The 13,447-nt window shown below is 45.7% G+C and carries 14 protein-coding genes; 9 read left to right on the top strand and 5 right to left on the bottom strand.

Going from position 1 to position 13,447, the window contains the following annotated elements; translation table 11 throughout:
• The first annotated feature begins 66 nt into the window (after nucleotides 1-66).
• The 8 genes from hisD (at nucleotide 67) to hisIE (ending at nucleotide 7,035) form a co-directional block, all read left to right on the top strand.
• The gene (gene hisD, locus ACU37H_RS17665; protein WP_472704607.1) at nucleotides 67-1,359 is read left to right on the top strand and encodes a histidinol dehydrogenase; all 1,293 of its coding nucleotides are present in this window, start codon (nucleotides 67-69) and stop codon (nucleotides 1,357-1,359) included.
• A 28-nt stretch (nucleotides 1,360-1,387) separates the two neighbouring features.
• Nucleotides 1,388-2,461 (top strand): histidinol-phosphate transaminase, encoded by a 1,074-nt coding sequence (hisC, locus tag ACU37H_RS17660; protein ID WP_472704609.1) that lies wholly within the window; start codon nucleotides 1,388-1,390, stop codon nucleotides 2,459-2,461.
• Nucleotides 2,462-2,523: 62 nt separating this feature from the next.
• On the top strand, nucleotides 2,524-3,663 hold the full coding sequence (hisB, locus tag ACU37H_RS17655; RefSeq protein ID WP_472704611.1) for a bifunctional histidinol-phosphatase/imidazoleglycerol-phosphate dehydratase HisB: 1,140 nt from the start codon (nucleotides 2,524-2,526) through the stop codon (nucleotides 3,661-3,663).
• Between the two features lie 10 nt (nucleotides 3,664-3,673).
• On the top strand, nucleotides 3,674-4,258 hold the full coding sequence (hisH, locus tag ACU37H_RS17650) for an imidazole glycerol phosphate synthase subunit HisH (RefSeq protein ID WP_472704613.1): 585 nt from the start codon (nucleotides 3,674-3,676) through the stop codon (nucleotides 4,256-4,258).
• 64 nt (nucleotides 4,259-4,322) lie between these two features.
• Nucleotides 4,323-5,039 (top strand): 1-(5-phosphoribosyl)-5-[(5-phosphoribosylamino)methylideneamino]imidazole-4-carboxamide isomerase, encoded by a 717-nt coding sequence (hisA, locus tag ACU37H_RS17645; protein ID WP_472704615.1) that lies wholly within the window; start codon nucleotides 4,323-4,325, stop codon nucleotides 5,037-5,039.
• Between the two features lie 35 nt (nucleotides 5,040-5,074).
• Nucleotides 5,075-5,485, top strand: a complete 411-nt coding sequence (locus ACU37H_RS17640) for a GxxExxY protein (RefSeq protein ID WP_472704617.1) — start codon at nucleotides 5,075-5,077, stop codon at nucleotides 5,483-5,485.
• A gap of 167 nt (nucleotides 5,486-5,652) precedes the next feature.
• A complete protein-coding gene (hisF, locus tag ACU37H_RS17635; RefSeq protein ID WP_472704619.1) occupies nucleotides 5,653-6,408 on the top strand; it encodes an imidazole glycerol phosphate synthase subunit HisF in 756 nt (251 codons plus the stop codon).
• A 33-nt stretch (nucleotides 6,409-6,441) separates the two neighbouring features.
• Nucleotides 6,442-7,035 carry a bifunctional phosphoribosyl-AMP cyclohydrolase/phosphoribosyl-ATP diphosphatase HisIE gene (hisIE, locus tag ACU37H_RS17630; RefSeq protein WP_472704621.1) on the top strand — a complete coding sequence of 198 codons (594 nt, stop codon included), beginning with the start codon at nucleotides 6,442-6,444 and terminating at the stop codon, nucleotides 7,033-7,035.
• Nucleotides 7,036-7,106: 71 nt separating this feature from the next.
• Here hisIE and ACU37H_RS17625 read toward each other — a convergent pair whose 3' ends face one another.
• The 5 genes from ACU37H_RS17625 to ACU37H_RS17605 all read right to left on the bottom strand — a co-directional run bounded on the left by ACU37H_RS17625 (nucleotide 7,107) and on the right by ACU37H_RS17605 (nucleotide 11,675).
• Complete coding sequence (locus tag ACU37H_RS17625) at nucleotides 7,107-8,402, bottom strand: thioredoxin domain-containing protein (protein WP_472704623.1); 1,296 nt, start codon at nucleotides 8,400-8,402, stop codon at nucleotides 7,107-7,109.
• 142 nt (nucleotides 8,403-8,544) lie between these two features.
• Nucleotides 8,545-9,516: a bile acid:sodium symporter family protein gene (locus tag ACU37H_RS17620; protein WP_472704625.1), complete on the bottom strand. Its 972-nt coding sequence runs from the start codon at nucleotides 9,514-9,516 to the stop codon at nucleotides 8,545-8,547.
• Between the two features lie 10 nt (nucleotides 9,517-9,526).
• Nucleotides 9,527-10,477, bottom strand: coding sequence for a phosphate acyltransferase PlsX (gene plsX / locus ACU37H_RS17615; protein ID WP_472704627.1), 951 nt, complete (start codon nucleotides 10,475-10,477; stop codon nucleotides 9,527-9,529).
• Nucleotides 10,478-10,855: 378 nt separating this feature from the next.
• Nucleotides 10,856-11,050 (bottom strand): 50S ribosomal protein L32, encoded by a 195-nt coding sequence (rpmF, locus tag ACU37H_RS17610; protein ID WP_472704628.1) that lies wholly within the window; start codon nucleotides 11,048-11,050, stop codon nucleotides 10,856-10,858.
• Nucleotides 11,051-11,123: 73 nt separating this feature from the next.
• Nucleotides 11,124-11,675 carry a YceD family protein gene (locus tag ACU37H_RS17605; RefSeq protein ID WP_472704630.1) on the bottom strand — a complete coding sequence of 184 codons (552 nt, stop codon included), beginning with the start codon at nucleotides 11,673-11,675 and terminating at the stop codon, nucleotides 11,124-11,126.
• A 305-nt stretch (nucleotides 11,676-11,980) separates the two neighbouring features.
• Here ACU37H_RS17605 and miaB point away from each other — a divergent pair, with 305 nt between their 5' ends.
• Nucleotides 11,981-13,447 (top strand): tRNA (N6-isopentenyl adenosine(37)-C2)-methylthiotransferase MiaB, encoded by a 1,467-nt coding sequence (miaB, locus tag ACU37H_RS17600; RefSeq protein WP_472704632.1) that lies wholly within the window; start codon nucleotides 11,981-11,983, stop codon nucleotides 13,445-13,447.

The raw sequence follows: 13,447 nt of genomic DNA, 5'->3' as shown, positions 1-13,447 counted from the left end.
GAAGCTGCCTTTTGCAGGTAGTCAAACAACCTGTCTTTGAATGTTAAATTTTTAAAATGCTGCAATTTGAAAATATATAAATATCCTTCCTCCCCATCATGGGTCAGGCTTTGCCAGCGGCCGCTTCAGAACAGCAATACGATTCAGGCTTCGGTGAATAATATTATCTACGATGTAGCGAACAACGGAGATTCCGCATTAAAGAATTATGCAGAAAAGTTTGACGGAGTGATCCTGAAAACGCTCCAGGTTTCTCCCAAAGAAATGGCCGCAGCTGAGAAGGCGATCCCTCCTGCTTTAAAGCGGGCGATCGTTCAGGCCAGGAATAATATCCAGAAATTTCACCTGACCCAGAAGCAGGTTGTATCTAAAGTAGAGACAACGAAGGGCGTATTATGCTGGCGCGAGGCAAGGGCTATTGAAAAAGTCGGGCTTTATATTCCGGGCGGCTCCGCTCCCCTGTTCTCCACTGTGTTAATGCTGGGCATACCGGCCATGATAGCAGGCTGTAAAGAAGTGGTAATGTGTTCTCCTCCCGATAAAAACGGGAAGATCCACGAAGCGATCCTTTTTGCAGCAGGGCTTTGCGGCATCCGCAAGATCTACAAGACGGGCGGTGCACAGGCGATCGCCGCGATGGCCTATGGCACGAAAAGTATTCCCGCTGTGTTTAAGATCTTCGGACCGGGCAACCAATATGTAACCGCAGCCAAGCAGATCCTGCAAACCAAAGTAGCAATCGATATGCCGGCAGGCCCTTCTGAAGTGTTGGTAATAGCAGATCATACGGCTCAACCATCATTCGTTGCAGCTGATCTCCTGGCCCAGGCAGAACATGGCCCCGATTCGCAGGTGATATTGGTATGTACGAACCTGGATATGGCCAAAAAAGTAACTGAAGCGGTAGAGGAACAACTATTACTGCTCCCCAGGAAAGAAATTGCCGCCCGCGCTTTGCAGCATGCCCGTTTCGTCGTGGTGAAGAACATCATGGAAGCAGTTGACTTTTCCAATCAATACGCACCGGAACACCTGATATTAGCCTGCAAAACGTCGAGCCGGATGTTGAAGCAAATCAGCAGTGCCGGGTCGGTGTTTGTCGGAAATTATTCACCGGAGAGTGCAGGTGATTATGCAAGCGGCACCAATCATACACTTCCGACCAACGGCTATGCTACCGCCTACAGCGGCGTGTCGTTGGATAGCTTTTATAAAAAAATCACCTTCCAGCAATTGAGCAAAGAAGGGCTCTCTAACATTTCAAAAACAGTAACCGCGATGGCAGAAGCCGAAGGCCTGCAGGCCCATAGCGAAGCGGTAAAAATAAGATTGCGCCAGGTTAAAAATACGGGGCGCTAACACATCGGAATTATCAAAAATCATCCAAATGGATTTCAGTCTGGACGCTCTCGTAAGAGACAATATTAGAACACTCGCGCCTTACACCACGGCAAGGCACGAGTTTACCGGCGAGGCAAGCGTGATGCTTGACGCCAACGAAAATGCAATCGGTTCTCCCGTCAACCTGGACATCGACGATCTTCATGAATCATTGAACCGGTATCCGGATCCTTTGCAGATGAACCTGAAAAAAAGGATCGGCGAGATCAAGGGCATTCCCGTCGCCAACATATTTGCCGGCAACGGAAGTGATGAAGCGATCGACGTGCTGATGCGGATCTTTTGTGAGCCGGGAATCGATAATATCATTACCCTGCCTCCCACCTACGGGATGTATAGCGTTAGCGCTGCGATCAATAATGTCAAAGTGAAAGAAGTGCCGCTGACAAAGGACTATCAAATGGATATTCAGGCGATAGCGGATGCCGTGGACGATCACACCAAACTGATCTTTATCTGCTCGCCCAACAATCCTACAGGGAATAGCATCGTAAGACAAGACATAGAGATCATCCTGAACAATTTTGACGGCATCGTTGTCATTGACGAAGCTTACATCAATTACGCCCGCCAGAAAACCTTCTCACAGCAGGTGGCGGAATACCCGAACCTGGTGGTGATGCAGACGCTCTCAAAAGCATGGGGCCTGGCTGCGTTGCGCCTGGGACTTGCCTTTGCGAGCGAAGACATCATCAAGCTGATGAACAATGTCAAGTATCCCTATAACATCAATGAGGCCACTCAGCAACTGGCATTGCGCGGACTGAAAAATATCATGCAGGTAAATGAATGGACCAAGACGACTATTGCGCAACGTGACTGGCTCGAACAACAACTGCGGGCCTTGCCGTTTGTGGAGCAGCTATTCCCTTCTGATGCTAATTTTATTTTGGTAAAAATGAACCAGGCAGATGATATTTTTGCATACCTCCAAAACAAGGGTATCATTGTGCGCAGCCGCACGAAGACTAAAGGTTGTGAAGGATGCCTGAGGATTACCGTGGGAACGGCCGCTGAAAATGAACAGCTGATCGAAGCACTGAAGGACTACCAGCCGTAAAGGATACGATCATTATCGAACCTTAAAAAATCAGCGGTTCAGCCGCGAACAAAACATATTTGATGAAAAAAGTTTTATTCATAGACAGGGATGGCACATTGATCAAGGAAGCGCCTCCTACTTATCAGCTCGACTCGATAGAAAAGATCACCTTCTTTCCCGGCATGTTTACCTGGATGGGCAAGATTGCGCGCGACATGGATTATGAGCTGGTCATGATCACCAACCAGGACGGTCTTGGAACCGATTCTTTTCCCGAGACAACCTTCTGGCCTTACCAGGAGCTGGTCATGCGCAATCTCGAAACCGAAGGGATCCTGTTCAAAGAAGTGCTGATCGATAAAACCTTCCCGCACGAAAATGCGCCTACCCGGAAACCCGGTATTGGTTTGCTCAACGCTTACATCAACAATAAAGATTACGATTTAGCCAACTCCTACGTCATAGGAGATCGCATCACCGATATACAGCTTGCAAAAAACTTAGGCTGTAAAGGAATCTGGCTGAACCTTGACGAACAGTTGGGCGCCGACGAAGTGTCCGACACCCTGAAAGAATTGGATCAAACCATTGCCCTTAAAACGAAAAGCTGGGAAGAGATTTATGCTTTTCTGCAGCTACAGGCGCGCGTGATCCGGCACACCCGCAACACCAATGAAACGCAGATCGATATTGAGATCAACCTCGATGGTACCGGGCTTTGTGAAATAGAGACCGGCCTGGGCTTCTTCGATCATATGTTACACCAGTTAGGCCGGCACAGTGGTATCAACCTAAAGATCATTACCAAAGGAGACCTGCATATTGACGAGCACCATACGATAGAAGATACGGCGATTGCGTTGGGCGAGGCCTTTCACCGGGCATTGGGCAATAAGGCCGGTATTGAAAGATATGGCTTCCTCCTGCCCATGGATGATTGCCTGGCGCAGGTAGCCATTGACTTTGGCGGCCGGCCCTGGTTGGTTTGGGACGCGGCTTTCAACAGGGAGAAAATAGGTGAAATGCCGACCGAAATGTTTTACCATTTCTTCAAGTCCTTTAGCGATGCCGCTAAGTGCAATCTCAATATTAAAGCAGAAGGCGACAATGAGCATCATAAGATAGAAGCGATTTTCAAAGGTCTGGCCAAAGCGATCAAAATGGCGATTAAACGGACGCCAGGTAATCAGCAGTTACCCAGCACTAAAGGGCTCTTATAAATTAATACCAATGGATGTAGTTATTGTAAAATATAATGCCGGCAATATACAGTCAGTGCTCTTTGCATTGCAACGTATCGGCGTATCGGCTGAAGTCACCGACGATGCCGGCAGGATCTTATCGGCAGATAAGATCATCTTCCCGGGCGTGGGTGAAGCCAGTACGGCGATGCACTACCTGAAGGAGCGCAAACTGGACGAAGTGATCAAAGCTGCGAAACAACCGCTGTTTGGCATCTGCCTGGGTATGCAATTGCTTTGTAAACACAGTGAAGAAAATGACACCGCCTGTCTTAACCTGTTTGATGTGCAGGTGAAGCGCTTTCAAAGCGATCATCTCAAAATCCCACAGATTGGTTGGAACAATATCCAGGTGAAGGAGAACCCGTTGTTCAGGAACGTTCCGAGCGACAGCTATTGTTATTTTGTGCACAGTTATTATGCGGAACTGAACGAGCACACGATCGGGCAAAGTCATTATGGCATCGATTTCAGCTGTGCTCTGAACAAAGACAATTTTTACGGCGTCCAGTTTCACCCCGAAAAAAGCGCAGACGCCGGTGCGCAGATATTGAAAAATTTCCTGGACTTGTAGATTATCATCAGTGCTACAGAATCGACGGCATTGAAAAACTAATAAAGAACAAACATTAAAATAAATGCAGATCATTCCCGCTATAGATATTATTGACGGCAAGTGTGTGCGCCTCAGCAAAGGCGATTACAACCAGAAGAAAATTTACAACGAACATCCGCTGGAAGTGGCCAAATCCTTTGAAGACGCGGGTTTACAGCGGCTGCACCTGGTGGACCTGGACGGAGCCAAAGCGGGCAAAGTGAAGAACTGGAAAGTATTGGAACAAATCGCCGGCAAGACCAACTTAAAAACCGACTTCAGCGGCGGCATCAGTGATGATGAAAGTGTTGCCATCACCTTCAACTCAGGGGCAGCTTACGCCGCAATCGGAAGTATCGCCGTAAAAAACGAAGCGTTATTATTACAGTGGTTGATGGCGTATGGCGTGGATAAATTCATTTTAGGTGCTGACGTCCTGGATGAAAAGATCCAGATCAAAGGATGGACGGTAGCCACAGATATCAATATCATTGACTTTATAAAGAATTATGCGTCCAAAGGCATTCAGCAGTTTTTCTGCACGGACATCAGCAAGGACGGGCTTTTGCAAGGAAGCGCTAACGATCTGTACCGGAAGATCCTGGATGAAGTGGAAGGCATTCAGTTGATCGCCAGCGGAGGTGTAAGTTCGATGAAGGACCTGGAAGATCTGAAAGCTACGGGGTGCAGCGGCGCTATCGTGGGGAAGGCAATTTATGAAGGGAGGATTTCAATTTCTGATTTGAAATTTGATATTTGATGAGCAAAAAATTAAACCACATAGAGACATAGGTAATGCTGACAAAAAAGCGTTTAGATATTTTAACCTATGAAATAATAGGTTGTGCTATTGAGGTTCATAAATTTATGGGCAGAGGACTACTTGAGAGTGTTTATCAGTTATGTTTGAAGGAAGAGTTATTACATAGAGAAATAAAATTCTTCACAGAGATGAAAATCCCTGTCATCTACAAAGAAAAAACACTTGATGTGGACTTTAGATGCGATTTTTTCATTGAAGACTGTATAGTTGTTGAATTAAAATCTGTACACGAAATCCTTCCGGTATATGAAGCGCAGCTTCTGACCTATATGAAGCTATTGCGATGCCCCAAGGGCATACTTATAAATTTCAATTGTTCAAACATTTTCAGAGGAGGTCAGAAAACATTTGTCAATGAATATTTCAGCGTTTTGCCTGATTGATGTTAATATGGGTGTGTTAAAGTATAAGATTCCCAATAATTTTAGAAGCAGAATGATGCCTCCTATGTTTATAAAACTTGTTTTCTATACAGACTTTTGTCAGCGTTAGCTATGTAACTATGTGTTGATGCTTAAAAAATCATAAACAAAATTTCAAATTAATCGTAATGCTCGCAAAAAGAATCATACCCTGTTTAGATATCAAAGATGGCCGCACGGTAAAGGGCACCAACTTTGTTGAGCTGCGTGATGCGGGAGATCCCGTTGAGCTGGCCATCCGGTACAGCCAGGAAGGTGCGGACGAGCTGGTGTTCCTCGATATTACCGCCACGGTGGACAAACGCAAGACCCTGGCCGAGCTGGTAAAAAAGATCGCCACGCATATTAACATTCCTTTTACAGTCGGCGGTGGCATCAACACGGTGGAAGACGTGTCGGTATTGCTGGAAAACGGTGCGGATAAAATATCGGTGAACACCTCGGCTGTTAAAAGGCCGGAGCTGGTTGCGGAGCTCGCTCAGCATTTCGGCAGCCAATGCGTAGTGGTAGCGGTGGATATTAAACTATTTGATGGCGTTTGGAAAGTGGTGACCCACGGTGGCCGCACTCCTACGCCATTGATTGCAACGGAGTGGGTAAAGCAATGCCGCGACCTCGGTGCCGGCGAGATCCTGTTGACCTCGATGGAGAACGACGGAACAAAGGCAGGCTTTGCGGTTGATATTACCGCAGCGATCAGTCAATCCGTTAACATTCCTGTTATCGCTTCAGGCGGTGCCGGAACGATGGAGCACTTTGATGAAGTTTTCTCCAAAGGCTTTGCAGACGCGGCTTTGGCAGCCAGCATTTTTCACTTTAAAGAAATTGAGATCAAGGATCTGAAAGAATATTTACGCGGGAAGCATATTCCCGTACGATTATAGTTACCATCTAAAAAAGCTAAATTCTGAATATATATGTCTCCTGATTTTTCAAAATATACCGACGGCCTGATGCCGGTGATCATCCAGGATGTCTGCACACTTGAAGTGCTGATGCTGGGCTTTATGAACGAAGAAGCGTTTGCCGCAACGCAGGAACAAGGCAAGGTGACGTTTTACAGCAGAAGCAAACAACGCTTATGGACAAAAGGAGAAACGTCTGAAAACTATTTGTTGGTCAAAGAGATATTGGTCGATTGTGACAATGACACCATTCTTATCAAAGCAGCGCCGCAAGGGCCTACCTGTCACACAGGCGATATCAGCTGCTTTGGAAAAGCCAATGACGTGTTCTCGTTGCAGACGTTGGAGCAGGTGATCATTGACCGGAAAAATAACCCGTCGGAAAAATCGTATACCGCATCGTTGTTTGCGAAAGGGATCAATAAGATCGCGCAGAAAGTGGGTGAAGAAGCGGTTGAGATTGTGATTGAGGCCAAGGACGATAACAAGGAATTGTTCCTGGGCGAAGCGGCAGATCTGATGTTTCATTACCTGGTACTGTTGCAGGCCAAAGGGTATTCATTGTCAGAAGTGCTACAGGTCCTGGAAGCAAGACATAAGAAGTAATAAGTGGCCCGTTACTGGTAAGTCTAACAGCATGGCCCGACAAAAACATTTGATGGAACTTTGCGGAGACATCATCTTTCGAAAACGGAAGATCTCCATGCGTTTATTTGGTGCTCATCGGGAAACACCCCTTTCTGTAACGAAGCAACAATTAGTTCCAGTACTTTCCCATACTTGATACCTTTTTCTGTTTTTGGAGAAAGTTGAATCGCCCTATTCAATGTACGGATCGCATCTTCTTTATCAGTTTTCCAGAACTGCTCGGCTACTGATATCGCAACATTATAATGTCCAGGATTCAGCGACAGAAGTCTTTGTCCTGCTTGTAAAATCGCCGCTTGTACTTCAGCATCAGGGGCTGAATCATTAACGTATTTATCGATCAAGGCTAGTCTGGTTAATGCATTTACATCGCTACATTTGTCCGCGGCCTTTCCGATCATTGTTGCAATTTTTCCATACTCTTTTTTTTGACCAAAAAGTGTATAACGCAACATGACAGCCTCAACATCACCCGGATTCATGGCAAGATCTTCATCCAAAAGAATAGCTAAAGTATCATACTTCTTTGCCTCCATCAACTCATCGTAGTAAGTGAATTTCCATTCAGAGGGCTGCTTAACAAACAGATTATTTGCGTAGTGTAAGGCATCTTCTTGTTTTCCTTGCTTTTTAAACCATTGCACCTTCAAATAATGCCCGGATGAATATCCAGGATAGTCCTGCAAAACATTATCAATTTTACGCCCGGCGTCTTTCACCTTGCCCTGTTCCATTAACTCAGTGGCCTCCTGCAATTTTCTATAAGGGCTTAAACTTTCGCCTTTCTCAATTGAAAATTCCTTATCAATAAGCAAACGCAGATTTTTCTCGGTTAGTGCGCTAGGGTGTGTAATCCATACAACTCTGTTATTTTGAACGATAAACGTTACCGGAATCGAGGTTAAATTAGCGGCCTTCAGCCAATGCGTAACAAAGTCGCTTTCATATCCGCCGCCGAATGCAACGGAATAGTTCATTTCATATTCTTTTTTTTCTACAAACTTTTTAACTGCATCTTTATCATCCTCCCAGACGCTTTGTCCGATAAAAATTATTTCATCCGAAAACTTTTTACTTAATTCATTAAGATGAGGAATGGCGTCTATACAGGGACCACACCACGTGGCCCAACATTCAATAACGTAAATTTTCTCTTTATCAAATTTTATTGTCGGTGTCCCCTTGATCCATTCAACATTTGGATAATCTGAGACTATGCTACCGATTCCGAATATTGTATCTGCTCCAAGGCGCTGTTTATTTTGTGCAAATAGTATGGTAGCAGTTAGAAAAAGTCCGATTAAAACGGTCAAGCATCTTTTCATTTCAAATTTTTGATACTTCTAATAACATTGTATGAAACCCATTCGGGTAACTGAAAGCAGCAGTCCGCATTGCTCAACTCAAAATCCGCATCCGCCTTCCAATACTTGTCAGCAATTTACAAATAAAAATTTAAAATAATACTTATGTAGCTGTAGTTGACTTCCGCCCCCACTTCGCCGCAATAATACTGATCACGAAGATCTGCAGCGCATGATATAACATCAGCGGCAATAAGATGACCCCTGCAGGCAGGGAAGCGGGCAATAAGACTTTGGAAAAAACGGTTCCGTGTACCAGTGACTTTTTAGTTCCGCAAAACTGCGCCGTGATGCGATCCCCGAGGTTGAACCCCATTGACTTTGCCGCGACACCAATCAACCGGTACACGGTATAAAACAAAACCACTACACCCGCAGCAATCAGCAGAAGATCGGCCACGCTTACAGCCTGGAACACCCGCTTTTCAAACGATTCAGCAAAGCTCTTATATACAATGAGCAGGACAACCGCTTTATCAAACAAAGACAAATACCGGCTGCTTTTCGCTACCCAACGCTGTGTATACTTTTGGAGTAGTAAACCCAGCACAACGGGTAATAATATTTCGGTTAACAATTTCAGATAAATAGCTCCCAAGTCAAACCCCGCACCATCGCTGTGCAGGAATAACCCCATCCACAAAGGCGTTACCGCAATCCCGATTAGCCCCGAAATACTCGCATTGAAAATAGCCGCAGGAATGTTTCCCTTTGCAATTGAGACCATCACCACGGAAGAAGAAACCGTAGACGGCAAGGCGGCCAGAAACAGGAAGGCCAGCCAGAAGGTGAAACTATCTTCTTTTATAAAAAAATAAAATGGAATGACCAGTAAAGGGAATAACAGGTAAGTCGCTGCTTGTATGGTAGCATGCAGCTTCCAGTTTTTCAATCCCGATCTGATCTTATCCGGACTGAGCTTCAACCCATAAAAGAAAAAGATGAGTGACACGCCGATGCTGCCGATCGTGTCCAGGGGAATTGTACTATCCTCAGCCCCCGGGTCAGGATATAGCCAGGCTAAAAGAATTACGCCTATGATAGCGAGGACAAAAAGGTCTATCTTAGGTTTCACAGATTGGAGCTTATGAAATGCCTGCAATGGCATCTTTGACTTTGCCTAACACGTCGGTATCGATCATCTTTACCGCTACGTCGATCATGTTACCGAAGGCAGTGGCATGAGAAATACCGTGACCAATGATGACGGGTTTTTCCACGCCGAGAACGGGTGTACCACCGTAGATCTCAAAGTTGAACCGGTTCAGGTAAGGATTGTCCAGTTGCTGGTTTTGAGCGATATCGTAAACCGATTCCGCGAGCTTTAAAATCACGTTGCCGGTAAACCCTTCACAGACCATCACATCAGCTTTGTCATCGAACACATCGCGTCCTTCGACATTACCGACAAAACGGATCGCGCTGTTGTTCTTTAATAAAGGATAAGTTGCTTGCGCAAGAATATTACCTTTTCCCTCCTCTTCTCCTACGTTGATCAATCCGACCCTTGGCGTTTCGATATCAAAAATGTATTTGCTGAATACGGATCCCATCACCGCGAACTGGTTCAATTGTTCCGGCTTACAATCAGCATTTAGACCAACATCTAACAGCAAACCTGTGCTGCCATTTTGTTTGGGGATAACAGAAGATATAGTGGGCCTCAATACGCCTTCCACGGTTTTGATGCTGAACATGGCGCCCACCAGCATGGCCCCTGTGTTGCCGGCGCTGACAAAAGCGTCAATTTTTCCGGAAGCCAGGTATTGAAAACCGACAGATATAGATGAGTTGGATTTTTCTTTCAGCGCCTTGGTGGGATGCTCGTTCATCTCTATGACCTGCGTGGTCGGCACCACAGAACACCTGGACATAGGCACGTTATATTCCGTCAGCAGCGCAGTGATCTGCACCTGATCGCCAAACAAGACCAGCGACAACGCTGAAGATTCATGCGCGGACAAATATTGTCCGATTCCTTTAACTGCTTCCACCGGCGCATAATCACCGCCCATCATATCTATTCCAATATTCATTCGCAACTGTTTTATTGTTTCTGCCCAACCTGACAGCCACCGGGTAGTACGACTGATGATCAAAAATGTCTATTCTCCATTGTCATTCAAAATGAAGATGCTGACAATCCGGTTTCATTCACCAGTCATCAGCGACCATCAGGCCCCGATCTTTTTTAAGCATTTTTGAGGCCAATTTTCGACAACACCGGCCTCCTGGCTTTGTGAGCATGTTTCGGCTAACCGCCCGGTAGCCCTACCACTTGCCCCGAGAGGAATCGCTACAGAATGATACATCCTCTTTGTACCAGCTAAAATAAAAAAATTCCAGATACATCAGCCAACAAAGGCCAACATGTACATGGAATTCCTAAAAAAATAATATAGAACTAAAGCAGCTTAAGCCTTTGCAGGAGCTTGTTCAGCTACCACCTTGCCTTTATAGATCAACTTTCCTTCACTCACGTGTGCGCGGTGGCGTACATGGGTTTCGCCAGTAGACGCGTCAGTAGTTAAAGTCTGACCAGTCGCTTTATAATGTGTTCTGCGTTTTGCGCTTCTTTGCTGGCTGTGCCTGCGTTTAGGATTTGGCATAACTCTTTATTTAAATGCGTTTAAAAATTCTGTTTGTCTAAAAAATTTATTCTCGTGATCCGGCCCTGTGAGGCTAGTTCTTTTTATTCTTAAACTGTTCCAGTCCTTTCCAGATCGGGTTTACGTCCGGCTGGGGTGGCTTTTCAGTTTCTAACTTATTCAACATTTTCAGCGCCTCCTTATTACATTGAGGACCGTCGGCATTGTCAAATCCGCAGGTCTTATGCATCGGGATACTCAGGTTGATGAACTCGTAGATCCAGTTTTCCACATTGATATGACTTTCGCCATGGCTAATGTAATAAACATCCGGATCGTCCTCCTGTTCGTTCATCAATTCAGGCTCTTCGACCATCTTTACGGTAATGTTGAACTCGTCCCACAAATCCAGTTTCAGGTCGTTATTACATCTGTCACAGATCACCATCAGGCTCCCTCCGATCTCGAACTTCAACATCATAAAACTGCTCTTTTTGTCCAAAAGCAATTTTACCTGGGCATGGCAGTCTGTAAAATCCTGCTGCTGAAATGCCTCAAAGAACTTATCCGAAATATCGTAATTATATTCATGAATACCAGGCTTTAACCCCACAAATGCGATATCGTAATCCCTCCTGTTAGCCATAAAGCTACTTTACCTCGAATTTAGAGCGTGCAAATGTACGAACAATTTTGCAAAAATAGCAGCTTTCATGCAGATTATTTTGAATGAAGGTATTTAATGTTGCTTTAGACCATGGACCATGGTCGATCGACCATTGCATATTGAATATTTCTCATTGCTTATTGCGTATTGCCCATTGCCCATTGCTATGAACCATCAACCATAGACTATCGACTATAAACCATCCCCCATTCCCCTGTCATCCTGTCAGCAATTTTTAAAAAATCGCCTATCTTTGCACGCTTGAAACTATAAATAGGAATGTAATGCTTGATTTAGTAGCCAATAAGACTCATGATGAAGCGCGGCAGGGTGAAAGCTACGCGCCGTTTGCAGTGGATCCCAATCAGTACAAAAAGAAATTTTATATAGAAAGCTATGGTTGTCAGATGAATTTCGCTGACAGTGAGGTAGTTGCATCGATCCTGAACAAAGAGGGATTTGGAGCGACGCGGAATGTGGAGGAAGCCGACCTGATCTTTATTAATACCTGTTCCATTCGTGAAAAAGCCGAGCAGACGGTTCGCAAGCGACTGACAGAATTTAAAAAGCTGAAAACGCAGAACCCGTCCACTTTGATCGGGGTGCTGGGCTGTATGGCAGAACGGTTGAAGGCCAAGTTCCTGGAAGAAGAAAAGCTGGTGGACATCGTGGTGGGTCCCGACGCCTATCGAAGCCTTCCCGGATTGGTGGAAGAGGCCGAGAGCGGACAAAAAACGGTGAATGTGCTTTTGAGCCGCGAAGAAACCTACGCTGATATCGCTCCGGTGCGACTAAATTCCAATGGCGTAAGCGCCTTTGTGAGCATCATGCGGGGCTGTAATAATATGTGCTCCTTTTGCGTAGTACCGTTTACGCGGGGTCGTGAGCGCAGCCGCGATGCGGAAAGTATCATCAATGAATGCCGGGACCTGTTTGAAAACGGCTACCGGGAAGTGACACTATTAGGTCAGAATGTAGACAGTTATTATTATATCGCGCCGCAGGCTAAAAACGCAGCGACGGCCTCGCCGGAAGCTGGCCTTTCGGCGGGACAAGCGGAAGCAGTAACCTTTGCGATGCTGCTCGAGCGGGTGGCGCAAATATCTCCTTTGCTGCGGGTACGCTTTTCGACGTCCCATCCAAAAGATATTACCAGTGAAGTATTGCACACTATGGCTGCTTACGAAAATATTTGTAAATGCATCCACTTGCCAGTGCAGAGCGGCTCTTCCCGCGTGCTGCAATTGATGAACCGTACTTATACCCGCGAATGGTATATGCGCAAGGTCGACGAGATCAGGCAGATCATCCCGGACTGCAGCATCACTTCTGATATTATCGCCGGTTTTTGCACAGAAACAGAAGAAGAGCACCAGGAGACGCTGTCGATCATGGACTACAGCCAATATGATCTGAGCTATATGTTTTTTTATAGCGAAAGGCCCGGCACACTGGCACAGCGACGCTACCAGGATGATATACCACTGGACATTAAAAAGCGTCGCCTGCAGGAAATCATTGAAAAACAAAACGAGCTCTCGCTTACCAACTATAAAAAAGACATCGGCAAGACCTTTAAAGTGCTGATCGACGGCGACAGCAAACGCAGCGCCGATGACTGGGTGGGCCGCACTTCTCAAAACAAAGTGGTGGTCTTCCCCAAAAACAGCGCCCCACTTCAAAAGGGCGATTATGTCGATGTACAGATAAAAGATTGTACACAGGCGACTTTGTTTGGAACGATAGTGTAA

It is taken from the genome of Niabella sp. ZPM-14 (genome assembly GCF_055693045.2).
Note: the sequence above shows the minus strand (reverse complement) of the source record. Positions and strands in the feature narration are given on the sequence as shown.